The 17755-nt window shown below is 31.9% G+C and carries 17 protein-coding genes and 3 tRNA genes; 4 read left to right on the top strand and 16 right to left on the bottom strand.

All coding sequences use genetic code 11. From position 1 onward, the window contains the following. Positions 1-33 precede the first annotated feature (33 nt). On the top strand, positions 34-885 hold the full coding sequence (locus J3U19_RS10535) for a putative type VI secretion system effector (protein WP_267346258.1): 852 nt from the start codon (positions 34-36) through the stop codon (positions 883-885). A 4-nt stretch (positions 886-889) separates the two neighbouring features. Next, positions 890-1252, top strand: a complete 363-nt coding sequence (locus J3U19_RS10530; protein ID WP_267346257.1) for a hypothetical protein — start codon at positions 890-892, stop codon at positions 1250-1252. A gap of 273 nt (positions 1253-1525) precedes the next feature. Here J3U19_RS10530 and J3U19_RS10525 read toward each other — a convergent pair. Then, positions 1526-1612 (bottom strand) — tRNA-Leu (locus J3U19_RS10525). A gap of 555 nt (positions 1613-2167) precedes the next feature. Between J3U19_RS10525 and J3U19_RS10520 the strand changes: the two genes are divergently transcribed. Continuing rightward, a complete protein-coding gene (locus J3U19_RS10520) occupies positions 2168-2395 on the top strand; it encodes a hypothetical protein (RefSeq protein ID WP_267341796.1) in 228 nt (75 codons plus the stop codon). A gap of 50 nt (positions 2396-2445) precedes the next feature. Continuing rightward, a complete protein-coding gene (locus tag J3U19_RS10515; protein ID WP_267341795.1) occupies positions 2446-3483 on the top strand; it encodes a type VI immunity family protein in 1038 nt (345 codons plus the stop codon). Between the two features lie 612 nt (positions 3484-4095). On the opposite strand, the gene J3U19_RS10510 is transcribed toward J3U19_RS10515, so the two are convergent. From J3U19_RS10510 to J3U19_RS10440, 15 genes are all read right to left on the bottom strand, one after another. Next, positions 4096-4171: transfer RNA gene (locus J3U19_RS10510), tRNA-Gly, on the bottom strand. 18 nt (positions 4172-4189) lie between these two features. Continuing rightward, a tRNA-Leu gene (locus J3U19_RS10505) sits at positions 4190-4277 on the bottom strand. 224 nt (positions 4278-4501) lie between these two features. Then, the gene (gene pgsA / locus J3U19_RS10500) at positions 4502-5056 is read right to left on the bottom strand and encodes a CDP-diacylglycerol--glycerol-3-phosphate 3-phosphatidyltransferase (protein ID WP_267341785.1); all 555 of its coding nucleotides are present in this window, start codon (positions 5054-5056) and stop codon (positions 4502-4504) included. Between the two features lie 109 nt (positions 5057-5165). Further along, positions 5166-7001, bottom strand: coding sequence for an excinuclease ABC subunit UvrC (gene uvrC, locus J3U19_RS10495; RefSeq protein ID WP_267341784.1), 1836 nt, complete (start codon positions 6999-7001; stop codon positions 5166-5168). 1 nt (position 7002) lies between these two features. Beyond that, on the bottom strand, positions 7003-7680 hold the full coding sequence (gene artM, locus J3U19_RS10490; RefSeq protein ID WP_267341782.1) for an arginine ABC transporter permease ArtM: 678 nt from the start codon (positions 7678-7680) through the stop codon (positions 7003-7005). 9 nt (positions 7681-7689) lie between these two features. Next, complete coding sequence (gene artQ / locus J3U19_RS10485; protein WP_416380220.1) at positions 7690-8421, bottom strand: arginine ABC transporter permease ArtQ; 732 nt, start codon at positions 8419-8421, stop codon at positions 7690-7692. 132 nt (positions 8422-8553) lie between these two features. Beyond that, positions 8554-9288, bottom strand: a complete 735-nt coding sequence (locus tag J3U19_RS10480) for a transporter substrate-binding domain-containing protein (RefSeq protein WP_267346255.1) — start codon at positions 9286-9288, stop codon at positions 8554-8556. 23 nt (positions 9289-9311) lie between these two features. After that, positions 9312-10040: an arginine ABC transporter ATP-binding protein ArtP gene (artP, locus tag J3U19_RS10475; RefSeq protein ID WP_267346254.1), complete on the bottom strand. Its 729-nt coding sequence runs from the start codon at positions 10038-10040 to the stop codon at positions 9312-9314. A 149-nt stretch (positions 10041-10189) separates the two neighbouring features. Next, positions 10190-10807, bottom strand: a complete 618-nt coding sequence (locus J3U19_RS10470) for an ElyC/SanA/YdcF family protein (protein WP_416380219.1) — start codon at positions 10805-10807, stop codon at positions 10190-10192. A 31-nt stretch (positions 10808-10838) separates the two neighbouring features. Further along, a complete protein-coding gene (locus J3U19_RS10465; protein ID WP_267341777.1) occupies positions 10839-11528 on the bottom strand; it encodes a CidB/LrgB family autolysis modulator in 690 nt (229 codons plus the stop codon). Further along, a complete protein-coding gene (locus J3U19_RS10460) occupies positions 11525-11980 on the bottom strand; it encodes a CidA/LrgA family protein (RefSeq protein ID WP_267341776.1) in 456 nt (151 codons plus the stop codon). The genes J3U19_RS10465 and J3U19_RS10460 overlap by 4 nt, the downstream gene beginning before the upstream one ends. A 108-nt stretch (positions 11981-12088) precedes the next feature. Continuing rightward, complete coding sequence (sbcB, locus tag J3U19_RS10455) at positions 12089-13522, bottom strand: exodeoxyribonuclease I (protein WP_267341775.1); 1434 nt, start codon at positions 13520-13522, stop codon at positions 12089-12091. A 651-nt stretch (positions 13523-14173) separates the two neighbouring features. After that, positions 14174-15229, bottom strand: coding sequence for an alpha/beta fold hydrolase (locus J3U19_RS10450; RefSeq protein WP_267341716.1), 1056 nt, complete (start codon positions 15227-15229; stop codon positions 14174-14176). Positions 15230-15558: 329 nt separating this feature from the next. Next, positions 15559-16065: a ubiquinone anaerobic biosynthesis accessory factor UbiT gene (gene ubiT / locus J3U19_RS10445; protein WP_267341715.1), complete on the bottom strand. Its 507-nt coding sequence runs from the start codon at positions 16063-16065 to the stop codon at positions 15559-15561. Continuing rightward, complete coding sequence (locus J3U19_RS10440; protein ID WP_267341714.1) at positions 16066-17694, bottom strand: Na+/H+ antiporter; 1629 nt, start codon at positions 17692-17694, stop codon at positions 16066-16068. It lies immediately after the preceding gene. Between the last annotated feature and the right edge of the window lie 61 nt (positions 17695-17755).

The raw sequence follows: 17755 nt of genomic DNA, 5'->3' as shown, positions 1-17755 counted from the left end.
CACCCAAATTAAATCACACGGAAAAGTAACAGTATGGCAAAACAGTATCGCATTTTAAAAGGCACGGTCAGCCAGCTACAAATTATTGATGACTCAAAAGAGATTGGCTCGAATAATGTCGGCTTAATCGCCATGATAGGATCGCTGATTACTGGGGCGTTTGGCGTAGCGGCTGCGTTATTGACTACGCTGTCAGTGGGCAGTATTACCTTAGAAGGTAAAAAATTTAGTTGCTATGTCGGGCGTAAATTTGTCGAAGGCAAATTAACCCATATTAGTTTTAAAAATGGCGATTATGTGGAGATGGTCGTAGATAAAAGTGATAATAACCAGTATCAATCATATGCGGTTCGAATCCCTAAAACCCATGCCTTATATTTTCCTCACGCAGTAGATACACCGACTTTGCTTCGGTTAAAGTATTCAACCATAATAATGGGAGCATTCTGTATATTTGCATATATAGTTATCTTAATTATGTTGTTAATTGATTTAAATGAAGATTTTCTTTTAAATTTGGCTATTTTTGCTTTGTCCGATTTTATTGTGTTTTTTGTTTTTACAATTATCCTTTTTTTATTAACAGGTGGTGTTTACTCTTTTATCGGTAATCGTATTTTTGCGACATTAGGTTACCCCAAACCTTGGTTACATGAAACGTTAGATGAACATTTACGTTTTAAAAAATTAAACCGCTCGGGCGATCCTGAGCTGTATGACGATCCACAAACCCCCGAATTTGAACGCATCAAAATACATGATCGTAATGCCACTTATTACTGCCGAACGCCAATCGTACCGGACTGGGTCGAGGTGATTGATGAACGGGGTTTTACGCCAGATATTGATAATCCACCGCCCAAATTAAATCACACGGAGCAGTAATAGTATGGCTAAACGATATAGCCTATTAAAAGGCACAGTCAGCCAACTACAAATCATTGATGACCCAAAAGAGATTGGCTCGAATAATGTCGGCTTAATTGCCATGATAGGGGCGCTGATTACCGGGGCGTTTGGCGTGGTGGCCGCCTTATTGAGCACGTTGTCAGTGGGCAGCATTACCTTAGAGGGCAAAAAATTCAGTTGCTATGTAGGGCGTAAATTTGTCGAAGGCAAATTAACCCATATTAGCTTTAACAATGGCGATTATGTGGAAATGGTCGTGGATAAAAGTGATGATAACCAGTATCAATCTTATGCGGTTCGAATACCGAAAACCCATGCTTTATATTTTCCTCTTTTACAATAATTTGGTACAAAAAGATACTTAACTCCACCATTAAATAGGTTGTTATCTTAATATCAAAGACTAGCGTTTATTATTTAGGTATCGATTGGTGGAGTTATTGCTCGTATTATAACAATTATAGGTATTTAATAATATGTTTAGATTTACATATTTTAATATGGGTACCAAAAAAGCATGGTAATTGTATCTTTATGTTTTTTAAACATACAATATAGAATTTGATACTAATTTGTACTGTTTCTAATGTTTATTAAAAGATATTAAAAGTTGAATTGGTGCCAGTGGTCGGACTCGAACCGACACGCTTTTAAGGGCGGCGGATTTTGAATCCGCTGCGTCTACCAATTTCGCCACACTGGCATTAGAAGTGTAAATAAGTAAACGTGGGCATTATACTAAGCTTTGCGATATCTGCAACAATTATTATTGCAAAGTGCTTTGTTTGCCTAAAAATGCATCTATTACCTGAGTTTATATCATTTAGGTTTAATTTTATCGACAACCTTTGGAACAAAAAGATATATAAGAATGTTTTGAATAATGGATTTTATCTATGCGTTTTAGACAGGTAATCGATAAAAAATGAAAGTGCTATTTGAAATTGATATTACAATTTATTGAATCTTATTAATTCTATATTTGTATAAATTTCATCCGAAATATTAAAAACAGTTTAAAATAGTAACATAAAGACATAAAAACGGTTGCAAATTATTCTAAAACGGGTAGTTTATATATTACATTTGTTTGTTTGTTTTTTGTAAGTTTTTCGTAAACTTCCAATGAGATCAATATCAATAGAATTACACCAACTATAATAATCATGTTGTTTAATAAAAATAATTAAAAATTACTATTAAAAAATATATAAATATTAACTCTTACAATATGTAAGGATTATGCAAGGAGAAAGTTATGAAAAATGAATTATTCGAATTCATTAATCAGTTGTACCTAAATTTTATTCATAATCATTATGCTTTAAAAGGTGATGGAATGAATTTAATCCTTTCTTTATTACCTGTTGTTCATAATGAACAACTAAACCGATACTGGTATAACGCTATCATTTATATCAGTGTAGCTAACATTTTATCTGCTAATTCTCAACTCCTTATTACCAATAAAACGTTTCATATGTAATACAACTGGGTATTAACTAATGCAATGTCAAATAAAAATAGGATAAGCAAATGAACGATAAATTGCAGCAACTCTTAGAGGAATATAAATTAAATTATGATAAATTTAATTTTGGTCATTATTTGGATTTTGACCATACCGAAAATGCTTTAAAAATTGGTTTAGTTGGATGCTTTTATTTAAACGAATCTTATAAAACTGAAAAGCGTCAAGCAATTAACCAAGTCCTAGCATTATATGATAAAAATTGGGGAAAAAACCTTAATTATGGCTTTGGGAATGGTGATCCCAATACTTTATATCGTTATCACGCCATCAGTTTAGCTCAAAAAATAATACTTAATAATGGATTTTATGCAGATACTTTAAGTTTTTATTGGAGTAATGTTGATAAACTGTATTTGATCCCTGACTATTTAATTAAAGTTCTGTCAAGATCAGAATTTCTCGAAAAAGAGTATAATACAGTGAGTTATTTACAATTTTATTTGCCGATTTATGAACTAAAAGATTTTGGAGTTGATAAAATAATAGAATTCATCCGACAAGTCAGCCAAATTTTAAAACCTTTACATGGTTTTTTTGGTTTAGGTATAAGACAACGTTATAAATATTATGATTATCAATATTTAGAAGGTGAGTTAGCTCGTAAATATTTAGGTTTAGATATTTCCACTGATGAAGAAGATAAACATTTTAGAGACGGATTTAAAAGCATTAACTGGTTAACTATACTCAGTGAAGAACTTTTTACTGAAAAATTAGGGAGTATCGATGAAGTTAAACAGCAAAATAGTGATGAGGGAGTGATTTTCCATCCCTACACTGGTGGAGTAGTTGTTCAAGCAGGGGAAGTGCCCGAACTTTGTGATATTAGCCATAATCCTTATCCCAAACATTATGTTAATGCTAATGCTTTATTAAAGCCAGCACGTGCGCCAATGATTGCTTCATTTGGTTTTACTTCAAACAACGGTAAAATTCAAGATAGTCAGACTTCTAAAGAATGGCAAGGTCGTTTTGACGATGCCACTCCAACCGATCTTCCAACTGAAGAATCTGAAGATGAGAAAGATGCTGAGCCTTAATACTACTTGGAATGTTTTATAGACATTCTATCTCATTAGTTAAACATATTTTAAATAAAATTATAAATTACCAGACCTTTCACTCTTAACATGAGTTGTTTGTGTGATTGTTGAAAGGTTTTAGGTCGGTATCAACTTGGATTTAATTCTATTTTTATAAATATGGTTATTTTTTTATTGCTATGATATTTATTTCAAAATATTTCAGATTAGCCGTACATTTTAGTAAAAAACGTTTTTTAATTACAAATTCTGGACGTAATAACCTTATTTAAGTAAATAAAAAATGAATTAATATAAAAAGATACTAAATAAACACTTTTAAGCTTTAAGCTCAACTAATCAGCAAAATAAGACGAGATTCTTTTAGCATACATATGTCTTTGTACAATAAATCATACGTTCATAAAAATATTGGCATAATTGATAAAATCCTTAAATAATAGGATCAATCATCTTTATAAGGTAAATGAGAAATTTAGATAATGATTATCGAGGTACTTAAATTAAAAAACGATGCACTTATTTGTGGATATTTAATTGAATCTTAGAGATTACTTGAAAATACCTGATAATGACCTTTCGTTCATTTAAAACTTAAGCATTAATAATTGGAGCGGGAAACGAGGTTCGAACTCGCGACCTCAACCTTGGCAAGGTTGCGCTCTACCAACTGAGCTATTCCCGCGTAAGAAGTGTTTGTTAATGGTGCCCGGGGCGAGACTTGAACTCGCACGGCCAAAAAGGCCGAGGGATTTTAAATCCCTTGTGTCTACCGATTTCACCACCCGGGCTAAAAACAAATTATCAAAAAGTAATTCGCTTTGGATGCTGTGCATTTTACCTATCTTAGCTTTTCAGTCAATAGAAATTTTAAATAAATTGATTGATTGCTTAATGTTTAACTTGTTCATGGTTTAAAGATATTCTTTTACTGATTTAAAGTAGATATGTACCGTTTTATTGGATTGATTGTTATACAATAAAATTACACATGAAAAGTTAAAAAAACATCGTATTACTCTTCATCTAATAGATCATTATGCGCTATCCATAAATATTGCAACATGGATAAGAGGGTTAAAGCTGTAGCAAGTAATAAAGTTATTAAACCTGCATAAATAACAATATCACAAGGACGCCAAAGTAACCAAGTTAATGCAGTCATTTGAGCAATGGTTTTAATTTTACCAATACATGACACAGCAACATGATTACGTTTGCCAATCTCGGCCATCCATTCACGCAAGGCTGATATGATAATTTCACGGGATACAATAATAATTGCTGGAATCGAGATCCACCATGCCTGATAATATTGAGTTATTAATACTAATGCAATTGTTACCATGATCTTATCTGCAACCGGATCCAAGAAAGCACCAAACTTCGTAGTTTGCCCTAGACGGCGAGCAAGATAACCATCAAAAATATCCGTTATCGCTGCGATTAAAAAAATGAGCGCTGAAAAAAAACCAGACCATTCATGAGGTAGAAGATAAAACGTTAATACCAAAAAAGGAATTAAAATGACTCGAAATAGTGTTAAGAATGTTGGTAGGTTAATTTTCATGTGAAATAAGCTCTTTTTTTTATTTTATTAATCAAAGTATTAGTGATAATAAAAAAATAGTGTTCTTTTAATACTTATGTTGCCTGAAATATGTTATTTTTTCAATGTGTTATTGTTGTAAATTTAGATAAATTTTTTCAGCTAATGGTTTAGAAATACCTTGTACTTGAGCTATTTCATCAATACTGGCATTTTTTAACTCTCTTAATCCGCCAAAATGGTTTAAAAGTGCTTTTCGTCTTTTTGCTCCTATACCATTAATGTGTTCTAATGCGCTGTCCGTAAGTTGCTTTGTCCCTTTTTTACGTTGTCCCACAATAGCATGATCGTGAGATGCGTTACGAATTTGTTGGATAAGCAATAGAGCAGGGGAACGATCATCAAGATAATGACCTGTACCATGTGCTTCAAAAAATAGTGTTTCGAGTCCTTCTTTTCTTTCTGCACCTTTAGCTACACCGATTAAAATTGGATGATTTTTATCCCAATTAACATCTAACTGTTCAAATACTTGTAATGCCTGGTTAAGTTGACCTTTACCACCATCAATAAAGATGATATCTGGAACTTTTTCATTAGGCAGATCTTTTTTATTATAACGACGTGTTAAGACTTGTTCCATCGCAGCATAATCATCACCTGGCGTAATACCTGAGATATTATAGCGACGAAATTCAGATTTAACTGGTCCGTTTTCATCAAATACGACACAAGAGGCAATGGTATTTTTACCCATAAAGTGACTGATATCAAAGCACTCCATACGATTGATTTTATCAATCCCTAAAAATGTTTTAAGTGCATCATAGCGTTGTTTTATGGTTGAATTCTCCAATAACTTGTTTTTAACAGCTGTTTGGGCATTGACTGTAGCAATATTAAGTAGTTTTAAATTATCACCTTTAGGTTCATCAACTAATTTAACTTGATGCTGTGCAATGATAGATAAGGTTTCTTCCATTGCTTGTTTATCTGATAATGAAAAATTCAATAAAATCTTTTGAGGAATATTTCTATTTTGATTACCTTGCAAGTAAAATTGACCTAAAAAGGTTTCAATGACTTCTTCTAATTCAGTATTTGATGGCACTTTAGGATAATATGAACGGTGACCGAAGGTTTGTCCATTGCGAATAAATAAAACATAAATACAAGCTAAACCAAACTCATAATGGAATCCAATTACATCAAGATTATCATTATTATTGTATATAGCTTGTTTTTCATTGATATGTTTTATTGCTTGTAGCTGATCTCGTAATGCGGCGGCTTTCTCGAAATTAAGATCATTACTTGCTTTATGCATATCCTCAGTTATTTTTTGTAGAATCTGTTCTGAGCGTCCAGACAAAAATAATCTAACATAATTAACTTGTTCATTATAATCTTCGTCACTGACTAATCCTGATACACATGGTCCTAAACAACGTTTAATTTGGTATTGTAAACATGGACGTGTACGATTGCGATAAGTGCTATCCAAACATTGTCTAATTGGAAAGGTTTTTTGTAGCAGGGCTAAAATCTGTTTAACTGCATATCCACTTGGATAAGGTCCAAAAAACTCATCTTTTTTTCGATTAATTGCACCACGGTAAAGTGACAATTGTGGATGACGTTCTTTACTAAGCTTTATAAATGGATAACTTTTATCGTCTTTTAATAATACATTATAACGAGGTTGATATTTTTTAATGTAAGTTTGTTCAAGTAATAAAGCTTCAGTTTCGGTGTTGGTAATGGTAAATTCAACATGATGGATATGACTGACTAGCCTATCGGTCTTAAGCGTTTTTTTGCTACTGTTGAAATAGCTTTTTAATCGGTTGTAGAGATCTTTGGCTTTACCCACATAAATAATGGTCTGTTTATCATTGAACATTTGATAAATACCAGGTTTATGTGGGACTGTTTTTAAAAATGATGTTGAATCAAATTGGCTCATATTAGTTTTCAAATGTGAGGGCTTTTTTCTCTATTATCCTCATAATGGTGCTTAAAAGCCCATTTATCAAGAGGTAAACTGACCCTGCAACGACAAAAATTGAAAAATCGTAATAATCTCCATTTAGTTGATTGCTATATCCCATAATATCCATAACCGGAATCATAGAAGCTAAAGCGGTGCCTTTTACTACAAAAACCACTTCATTAGAATAAGTAGAAAGTGCTCGTTTTAATGCATAAGGCATAATAATTTTTAATGTTTGTATTTTATTCATACCTAAAGCTTCACACGCTTGCCACTGACCTTGTGGTACAGATTTTAAAGCTCCATAAAATATTTGCGTAGTATAGGCAGCGCTATTAAGTGTTAATGCAAGATAAGCACAGAACCAAGGTGAGGAGATAATCTCATAAAATGTTGGTACTTTACTTAAAACATCGCCAAATTGTGATGGTCCATAGTAGATTAAAAATAGCTGAACTAATAGCGGTGAACCAGTAAATATAATAATATAGGCACGTATAATTTTTTTAATTAAACAAGAATTTATTGACAATAAGCAAGAAAAGATAACCGCTAGGAGTCCTGCTGAAATAATGCCTAAAATACCTAAACTTAAGGTATCAGGAAGTCCTTGTAAAATGACTTTAAGATAGTAAATAAAATTATCAAACATAACGTGACCTTATAAACTCTTAGCGGATTTTGGTTGTTCAAAATAGGTTGAGCGCTTTTCGATTCGCGTAATAACCTTTTGGCTTAAAATAGAAATTATTAAATAAATAAGCATCGCAATGAAATACCATAGAAAAGGTTGATTGGTCCGAGCAATGATGGTTTTTGTTTGCATCATCAAATCATCGATGGCAATTGCTGAAACTAACGCGGTATCTTTTAATAAAATCAACCATTGATTGCTCAAACCAGGTAAAGCATGACGCCACATTTGCGGCAGAATAATTCGAAAGAACGTTCGCGCTTTGCTCAATCCCAATACTTGTGCCGCTTGCTTTTGACCATTTGAAATTGCTTTAAAAGCGCCGCGTAATGTTTGAGATGCATAAACAGCATAAAGTAATGAAAGTGCAGTTACACCACATAAAAATGGATCGGGTTTAGTGTTTGCTATATCGATTTGCACCGTAAATGAAGTAAATCCAAGTGAAATTGCTATGCCATCATCTAATGACATCAATAATAATGGTAGTCCAGTATAAATTGCCACCACAATTAATAATTCGGGTAGGGCACGGATAGTCAAATTAAATAAGGATATTAACCATGCAACGGGTTTAAAAGGAGCAGATTCTAACAGCGTAAAGATAAAGGCAAATATGATGCCGACAATTAATGACACAAAGGCTAATGATAATGTGATTGACGTTGCTTGCACTAATGGCAAGATATATCCGTCCATCGAAGATAGAATCCAGTTTGTTCCGTTGGATAGAAAGTCTGACATAAAAAAACCGTATTTAAATTAAAAAAATAAATTCGCCGCAGTGTTTGCGGCGAGATCATAAAGGCATTAAGAATTAAATTTTAACGACTAATTATTAAACCATTTTTTGTAAATAGCTTCTAATTCTCCATTTGCTTTTAGCTTATCGATTGCTTGATTGAATTTTTCACGAAGTTCATCATTACCTTTACGTAAAGCGATGCTTAAACCCTCACCAAAAAATTCATGATCAGTAATCTTATCACCTAATGGTACAATTTCGGTATCTTTTCCTAACCAGTCACTTGCTACGAATGAACTTGCAACAATAGCATCAATACGTTTAGCTTTTAAATCAAGAAATGCAAATTGGTAACTATCATAACTAACAGGTTTAATATCAGGGAATTTTTCATTCAAATATTTTAAATAAGTCGTACCTTTTTGAATACCAACACGTTTTCCTTTAAGTTGTTCTAAACTGGTTAGGGTATCTTTTAATGTAATAAATTGAATTGAACTATCATCGTAATATATTTTAGTAAAATCAATTTGTTTTTGTCTTTCAGCTGTGACATCTATACCAGCAATTGCTGCATCAATTCGTCGAGTTTTTAAACTAGGAATTAAACCATCAAACGACTGGTTAACAATTTTGCAAGAAACATTTATTTCACTACAAATTTTGTTAATGATATCAATATCAAAACCTACAATTTCATTTTTATCATTAGTAAATTCAAAAGGTGCATAAGTTGCTTCTGTACCGATGATAAGGTTTTCGGCAGCTTGAGCAACAAATGTTGCACTTGCTAATAAAACGGCTAATAATGTTTTCTTCATATTTTCACCTAATTAGATATTATTTAATGTGATAAATAAGCTTTAAATTCTTTGGTTTTAGGATGCGCAAAGCATTCTAATTGTCCTTGCTCAATAATTTTACCGTGTTCCATATAAATCACTTGTGAAGCAACTTTACGAGCAAAATCCACTTCATGTGTAACTATAATTTGTGTAATTCCTGTTTGTGATAATTCATTAATAATATCTGCTATTTGCGATGTAATAGCAGGATCTAATGCTGCTGTTGGCTCATCAAACAATAAGATTTGTGGCTCCATCATCAATGCTCTAGCTATAGCTACACGTTGTTGTTGTCCTCCTGAGAGATGAAGAGGATAGCGGTGTGCCATATCATCGATTCGCAAACGTTTTAAAATTGACATTGCTTTGTCACTGGCCTCATTTTTTGACATTTTTAATACTTGACAAGGCGCTTCAATTAGATTTTCAAGTACTGTTAAATGCGGCCATAAATTATAATTCTGGAAAACCATACCAACATTTTTACGAAGTAAACGAATTGTTGATTCATTGATTTTTTTTGAGAAATCAAAATGAGAGTCAGCAATGGTCATTTCGCCAGATGTTGGAATTTCAAGTAAATTAAATACTTTTAATAAAGAGCTTTTTCCTGCACCACTTTGACCAAGTAATACGATGGTTTCACCCAGTGGATAGCATAACGAAACATCATTTAAAGCCTGATGAGAACCATAAAAGCAATTAATATGGTTTAGTTCAATATTCATTCTTCATTTTCTTAAATTTAAATTGACTAAATATTACTTTTTTTTGCATAAAAATGCAATCTAATTTATGAGACAATAATTTTAACCGTTTTTTTATTGAAATGTACCCTTAATCTGAAACTTTTTTACAAAAAATAAATTAGTGAAAATTATTGATTATTGGATATGATTGGAATTACAGGACCAAGATATTTTGGTTCTTTAGTAAGAATATAAAGGTCAATAAAGGCACTGACACGAGCAAATATTTCACGGATACGGACAAATTTCATACTTTTAGGGGATGGAACTGCAAAGCATTGTGCCTGTATTCCTTGTTCAAGTGCAATAAAAATTGCACGTTCGCAATGAAACTCTTGAGTAATAATTGTGAAATCATTTGTATCAAAAACTTTATTAGCACGAACAATTGAATCAAAAGTTCTAAAACCTGCGTAATCAAGAACAATCGATTTTCTAGGAATGCCAGCTTTAATTAAATCTTTTTGCATAGTGATTGGTTCATTATAGCTTAATAGAGCATTATCTCCACTAAGTAAAAGATAATCTACTTTACCTTGCCAATAAAGATCGATTGCTCCATCGATGCGATTCCGATAAAATCCATTCAATCCACCACCACGAACATATTTGGATGTTCCAAGTACTACACCAACAGCACGATAAGGTAGTTTATTCTCATCGTGATAAATATAAGGTGCCGTTTTATAGCTGATCCAATAGTCAAGAATAAGAATCGCAAATATTGTAATCAAGCACAAACCCATAAAACAAGCTGAAAGCTTTTTTAAATTCATGCTAAAACCAATCAAAAATAAATATCATTATTGGAAATAAAAAAGGTGCTGTCAATGATGTCATAATACCACATAAAACAAGTGATAAGGAACTATAGGCTCCTTCGTTATAATCAACTTCAATGCAACGAGCTGTTCCAACAGCATGCGAAACGGCTCCTATAGCAAGCCCTCGAGCAGAAGCGGAATTTATTTTAACAAGATTCAATATTTGATGCCCAAAAATTCCACCTAATGTACCTACTAATATTACACATAATGCCGCTATAGAGGGCACACCTCCTTGATCTGTAGCAATCGTTACTGCAATGGCAGTAGTTACTGATTTGGGTAAAACTGAGGCGGCAATGGTGTTATTACCACCTAACCAAAATGCAATACAAACACCAGTTATCATTGAAGAAATTGACGCAGTAAATGTGATAAACATTATCGATTTCCAACGAGCTTTAATTTGAGGAATAAGTTCATATAAAGGATAGGCAAGAGCTACAACTGAATAAGGCAACAAATCATTAATAATTTGTACGTTTGATACGTATTGCGCATAACTGGTTTTAGTAATTAATAAAATTGGAATTAAAACAATAACCGATATAACTAATGGATTAAATAAAGGATTTTTTAATTTAAATGAAATTCTACGAATAATGAGAAATACACAAATTGTTAATGGTAGCATCCATATCATGGTTGCTTCTCCTGATCTTTAGATAGAATTTTTTTACTTTTTAGAGTCATTTTTGGGAAGTTTTCGGTTAGAAGAGCAGTGAAAATTAATACAATAATTGATCCACCTACACTACTAAAAATAATGGGGATCCAGTTCTCTAATAAAAGTGAATAATTATCCATTATGCCCATTGCAGCAGGGATGAAAAGAATTGTCATATAACGCATAAATAGATTACAGCTGTTTTTGATCCAACATGTAGGGATCAATTGAAATGCAAGTAAGAAAAATAGAAGTAGCAAACCAATAATACTGCCAGGAATCATTATCGGTATTATTTTTGAGATTATATTACCTAGCCATAAACAGAAAGTAAGAATAATCAATCCTCGACCATAGCTAAAAAGCGTATAATACAAAGAATAAAGTCGATGCTTTATTGTAGCGTGTTTGGCTAAAAAATGTTTCATAATATGATATATGCTAAATATTTCAAACTTTAATTATGATGATAATTTCTATCTGTCATTCCAATGATATTAATAGAATCGACCATATCATACGCCCGTCAAATTCAATTATCCAACTAAATAATGACAATAGTTATAAAGTTGTTTAATAATTGCTAATTTTTCAGGTTGTTGAACATACATTTCAGCCAATAATTCTAAACTTAATAAATAATCTTGGATTTTGAGTGTATTAAGTTTATCTCGACAATAGTTAAGCCAAATTGTTTGTTCTCGCTCGGTCAATGCTTGCGGATAGTTTCGAGCTTTATATCTAAAAAATAGAGTAGTCAAACGAGGATCATCAAATGCTAAAGAGAGACTATCTAATAGCTGTGTAGGCGTTGTTCGAATCGTTTCACAGCGTAATTTATCTTGATTATTGAAAAAGCCTTTGTAAATTTGAGTATCTACATCTGAATTATTTGGATAATCATTATTAACATTAAATAATTCTTGCATTTTATTCTGAAGTAATTTCTGATTTTTTTGTAACTTTTGTTGATTAATCAAACATTGTTCTACATCAAGACTTAATCGCTTTGCATTTTCAGGTAACAAGGTTCTTAGTGGAGCGACAATAGGGCATTTATTTGTATGAATTAACTTTAATGGAATTCGTGACTCTCCAAGCTCAAGATCTTCCGTCTTTGTATACAGTTTTTCTTTTATTTGTTCAACGGGTAAATTAATAAGAAGGTCAATATCACCTGCTAAATCACATAGAACAGCTGCATTATTTTGTAATGGATGCCAAATTATTGGAGCAACTAATGATAGATTACCTCGATAACTACCCAGCATGCCTGATACATGAACAATAGGGGTCATGTTGACAACATCAATAAGTTCAGCAACTTTATTTTTATTACGTAAAAAGAAAAAATAATTAAATAATTTGCTCTGTTTTTCTTTTATAAGCTTAGCCATAGCAATGGTTGCATAAACATCAGACATAGCATCATGAGCATGCTCATGCTCAATATTATTTGCTTGAGTCAGTTGTTCCAAACGAAAGCTAGGTAGCCCATTATCGTTAGTTGGCCAATTAATACCGTCTGGTCTTAAAGCATAACAAGCCCTAACAACGTCAAGAAGATCCCACCTCGAATTACCGTTTTGCCAGCTATATGAATAGGGATCGTAAAAGTTACGATATAAAATATTACGAGTAACCTCATCATCAAACCGAATATTGTTATATCCTAAAATACATGTATTGGGTTCACTAAAAGCTTGATAAATTTGTTTGGTAAATTCAGCTTCACAAACGCCATTTTGATTTGCTTTCTGAGGTGTAATACCAGTAATTAGTACAGCTTCGGGATTTGGTAAATAATCTTGAGCAATTTGACAATAAATAACTAAAGGATCTTCAATGATATTTAAATCATTGTCAGTTCGAATCCCCGCAAATTGAGCTGGGCGATCCAAAGCTGGATTAATACCAAAAGTTTCATAATCATGAAAGTAAAAAGTTGGTTGCTCGACGTTATTTTTCATTGTTTAATTATGTTTTTGCTTGTTATCTGTAAAACGTGTTAGCACAAAGGTTTTAAACTATTTTGTACAGATTGAGTACATAATTTTGTTTTTAAATGTGTACAAAATATAATTATGGCTCTCAGTGATACAAAATTAAGAATACTTTTTAAACAAACCTAATATTGGTTTGCTATACCCTATTTATGGCAATGATTTTGGTGTAAGAATATCACAAAAAGAGACAATTGCCTTTCAATTTTAGTATAGATGTAATGTTAACGATTTAATTTTAATCCATGAATAATGTTCATTATTAATCTGAATTAATCTGACTAAGTATTTATATAAATGTGATGAAATTATAGAAAATTTGTGAATCTAGTAATCTCATGAAATATTAGTTAATTCCAATGTAAGAAAAAAGTTCTATTTAATAAATGAGCTTCGCTATGGTAGGGGCCATTTATGCAAATAAGAATTATGGTGGATAAAGATTTTTTATTATTTATGGGTATTTGGTGATAGATCATTTACTTAAATTAAAAATTTTGTATAAACCAATAAAATATTTGTGACGTTGTAACTTTAAATTAAAAGTACAACATCACTATAAAAGTATTATCTCTAAAAGTATTAATTGTTTATCATCCATTTCATTTAAAATTTGATCTATTTATTCTCTTCTAATTCTTTTAAAAATTGAGTTAAATGATCTTTCCACAAATTAGCCGACAAGGTGGTACTATGCCCACTGGTTTCGTTACTTGCAGGTATTAATACATAATGAGCATGAGGAATTTTTTTTAGGGCTTTTTCCATCAGACCAACAGTCGGTGGGTTTCTTTCATCATCTTCTGAGTTTATTGCTAATACATGTGCTTTAATTTTAATTAAATCTTTAGTTGGATCATAGTTTCTTGCTGCATCAAATTGAAATAAAAAATCATTAGTATCCATTGTAATGCGTTCTTTTAATCTACTGGCTAATAGTTCTTCTGCTTTTGCGGTACTATATGCCTTATTTTGCCAAGCAATATCACCTCCGTTGGTTGCTATATTGTAGTAATTATATACTGTTTGGAAATTTTCAGGCTGCTTATCATAAAATCCATTTTTCCAATTTGGATCGCTTTTAATAGCATTAATAACCATTTTTCTCATAATCCAATTTCGACTAGACATAGGGGCAGGGGTTGCTGCCATTGGTACTGCAGCAGTCATAAAATCAGGATACATTGTAACCCATTTCCAAGTATTCATTCCTCCCATCGAATTACCTATAATAAGGTATAAATGATCTATTTTTAATCCATTTTTTATTAATTGGTATTGTGCATTAACCATATCCGCATAATCATAATGTGGAAAATCACCTTTCATACCATCCGAAGGTTTTGATGATTGTCCTGTACCTATAGCATCAGGAAGAATAATAAAGTACTTTTCTGCATCTAATGGCATTCCTTTATCAAATAAAGCATGGCCAAAACTATCATTTAACATTGATTCTCCATTACCAGTAGTTCCATGTAATATTAAAACTGGCTTATTTTCTGGATTTCCAAGAGTTATATAATGTATTGATAATTTTGGCATTGTATTGCCATCATTAAATTTGAAATGATTAATAATGTAATTCGATTCATTTTTATTATTAAAATCAAGACAGAACCCTAAAGAAGGAATTATAAGTAAAACGAATAGTTTTTTCTTAAAATTGACCATAATTTATTTTGTGTAATTGCTATTTATTTTCACAATTTAGCTCTACTGGATTTAAATAGGAAATGAATATTTTGTTAGTTGTGATTAATCTCTCAATATTTAGTTAGAATCAACATTTAGAATTGATCATTTTATTATTTAAAAAATTTTGTGTTATACGAAAGATCACATAAAAAATGCAAATAGATTAAAATTGAAAGATTATTATTAGGATATAGAAAACAATGAAGAGCTTTAATTTAGTTAAAATTGAATATCAATTTGGTTGAAAAATAAAAAAGGAATGAATTGATAACATTCCTTTTTTTATTATGAATAATCGATAATTTTTATTCTTTTGGTGCACTCTCAATTACGTTTGCTAACTTTTCAAGAGTTATTCTGAGCGGTTTAGGCATAGATTCTAATTCAATTGAATCCATTAAGTTTTTAACGTAGAGACCAAGCTCAGTATCACCTTCAACAATTAATCGACGTTGAAAAAAGAGAGTATCAGGGTCTTGACGTCTAGTAGCAATCATTATTAGATCATTCGCATTGCCAATAAAGCTTACATCAGCAATTTCCTCTCGACTGACAACTAATTTATTCTCGATTAGACTAACAAACCATACTAATTGTAGATCCGTAACTTGAATTTTAAGCCAGCGATTTTCTAAAAAATCAAGATCACCATCCTCAAGTGAATGTTTAAACTGTATTTGTAACAATTGTTCAATAACTTGTTTTTTTAAATTAAAAGGAATACAGCGTAAGGTAATTCCTAACACTTGAGGTGCTTTATCCACAAATGTTGTATGTATTTTTCCTAATAAATTATGCTGGCTTTCTATCATTTACACATCTCCAGAGATCATTTTCTCATAAATATCTAAATCAGTGTTTAGATGTTCGAAAGTTTCTTCACTTACTTCATTACGAATTTTCATTTGTAATAATGCTGTACGTTCTGCACCAATTGCAACCAAGCGCATACGTCTTTCAAGGTTCTCAGCTTCTAGTGCTTTTTGTTCTAAATCTTTAAGACCTGTTCTACGTCTTAATGAACCAATAACACGTGAGCCAACTTCGTGGATTATCTCTTGATCTAAACCCGCTTCAGATGTTTCTTGCAGTAAATTGTTTTGCATTTTTTCAAGACTAACAATAGCTTCTTCTGCCATTTGTCCTTTCACAGTTAAAATTTCATTGTCTTGTTTAGAATTATCTAAAATTACACTTCCTCGTAATAAAATAGGTAATATCACGACCGCGACAATCAATGAAATTAAGATAATTCCTGTAGCAATAAAGACCAATTGATATCGTCCAGCAATAGTCATTGGAATGGATAATACACCAGCTAAAGTAATTGCTCCACGAACACCAGCGAAAGTTGAAATTAATAGATCGCGGTTTGTATATGACCTAAATGCTAAAGGTCGTTTTGTCCCAAATGGCATAGTTGGCATCTGTTTCATCGCCCAAAGCCAAGCAAATCTTGTTCCCATTAACACGATAAAAACAAATAAAACAATAAAGCATAATTGCCATAACTCAATTGACGCATCTGTTTGATTTTCAGCAAAAGTGTTATTTAAAATACTAGGCAGTTGAATACCTAACAGAACAAAAACAAATCCGTTAAATACAAAAGTTAACATTGACCATGCACTATCTGATTGTAAACGTGTTGTCAAAGGTGCATTACGCATCATACCAGAATGATTAACGGTCATACCGGCACTTACAGCTGCTAAAATGCCGGAACAATGACATTCTTCAGCAATAATATAAGCCGCAAATGGTAGTAAGAATAATAATACGATTTGGATTGCTGGGTCATTATTAGTAAGCTTATTTATTTTACGTAAAATCCTTGCATATAACCAAGTAAATAAAACACCAACCGCTAAACCGCCGATAGCAACGACAAAAAAAGATAAACTAATTTGCCATAAATTAAATTCAAGCAGTCCTGTTGCAATTGCAATCGCAAACTTCAAAGAAACTAGACCAGAAGCGTCATTCATTAATGCTTCACCTTCAATAATTTCCATTTTTTCTTTGTCTATACGACCTTTACCAACAATACCACTCAAGGCAACAGCATCGGTAGGTGATAAGACAGCTGCGAGGGCTAAGGCTGCTGCTAATTGGACATTTGGTAACATCCAATGAAGAATGTAACCTAAAGCGATAATTGAGATAACCACCAATACAAGTGCTAATCCAACAATTTCTCTGAAATTATATACAAAGTCTTTTACTGATGTTTTTCGACCATCAGCAAACAGTAAGGGAGGTATAAATAAAACAAGAAAGAGTTCTGGATCGAATTTTACGTAAACACCAAAAGCGGCAAGAATGCAACCTAATAATATTTGCATTAGCGGTAAAGGTATTTGAATTGGTAACATTTTAACAACGACACCAGAAAGTGATACAATTAATACGAGAAGTAAAATTATTGAAAAAAGTTCCATAGCTTGTCTTTTATTTATCCTATAATCCTATTGTTATCATTTGATTATATCGGATTTTTAT

This window comes from Gilliamella sp. B2828 (assembly GCF_026537125.1).
Lineage (GTDB): Bacteria > Pseudomonadota > Gammaproteobacteria > Enterobacterales > Orbaceae > Gilliamella.
The sequence above is the reverse complement of the archived record's forward strand: the minus strand, read 5'-3'. Positions and strand labels throughout refer to the sequence as shown.

What these genes read in the sequence shown, in the direction of transcription:
- J3U19_RS10515 (WP_267341795.1), top strand. Translation starts at nt 2,446, where the DNA reads ATGAACGATAAATTGCAGCAACTCTTAGAGGAATATAAATTAAATTAT.
- uvrC (WP_267341784.1), bottom strand. Translation starts at nt 7,001, where the DNA reads ATGAGCCAATTTGATTCAACATCATTTTTAAAAACAGTCCCACATAAA.
- J3U19_RS10530 (WP_267346257.1), top strand. Translation starts at nt 890, where the DNA reads ATGGCTAAACGATATAGCCTATTAAAAGGCACAGTCAGCCAACTACAA.
- J3U19_RS10460 (WP_267341776.1), bottom strand. Translation starts at nt 11,980, where the DNA reads ATGAAACATTTTTTAGCCAAACACGCTACAATAAAGCATCGACTTTAT.
- J3U19_RS10520 (WP_267341796.1), top strand. Translation starts at nt 2,168, where the DNA reads ATGAAAAATGAATTATTCGAATTCATTAATCAGTTGTACCTAAATTTT.
- J3U19_RS10450 (WP_267341716.1), bottom strand. Translation starts at nt 15,229, where the DNA reads ATGGTCAATTTTAAGAAAAAACTATTCGTTTTACTTATAATTCCTTCT.
- J3U19_RS10535 (WP_267346258.1), top strand. Translation starts at nt 34, where the DNA reads ATGGCAAAACAGTATCGCATTTTAAAAGGCACGGTCAGCCAGCTACAA.
- artQ (WP_416380220.1), bottom strand. Translation starts at nt 8,421, where the DNA reads ATGGACGGATATATCTTGCCATTAGTGCAAGCAACGTCAATCACATTA.
- J3U19_RS10470 (WP_416380219.1), bottom strand. Translation starts at nt 10,807, where the DNA reads ATGGGTTTGTGCTTGATTACAATATTTGCGATTCTTATTCTTGACTAT.
- J3U19_RS10465 (WP_267341777.1), bottom strand. Translation starts at nt 11,528, where the DNA reads ATGATATGGATGCTACCATTAACAATTTGTGTATTTCTCATTATTCGT.
- J3U19_RS10440 (WP_267341714.1), bottom strand. Translation starts at nt 17,694, where the DNA reads ATGGAACTTTTTTCAATAATTTTACTTCTCGTATTAATTGTATCACTT.
- ubiT (WP_267341715.1), bottom strand. Translation starts at nt 16,065, where the DNA reads ATGATAGAAAGCCAGCATAATTTATTAGGAAAAATACATACAACATTT.
- artP (WP_267346254.1), bottom strand. Translation starts at nt 10,040, where the DNA reads ATGAATATTGAACTAAACCATATTAATTGCTTTTATGGTTCTCATCAG.
- J3U19_RS10480 (WP_267346255.1), bottom strand. Translation starts at nt 9,288, where the DNA reads ATGAAGAAAACATTATTAGCCGTTTTATTAGCAAGTGCAACATTTGTT.
- sbcB (WP_267341775.1), bottom strand. Translation starts at nt 13,522, where the DNA reads ATGAAAAATAACGTCGAGCAACCAACTTTTTACTTTCATGATTATGAA.
- pgsA (WP_267341785.1), bottom strand. Translation starts at nt 5,056, where the DNA reads ATGAAAATTAACCTACCAACATTCTTAACACTATTTCGAGTCATTTTA.
- artM (WP_267341782.1), bottom strand. Translation starts at nt 7,680, where the DNA reads ATGTTTGATAATTTTATTTACTATCTTAAAGTCATTTTACAAGGACTT.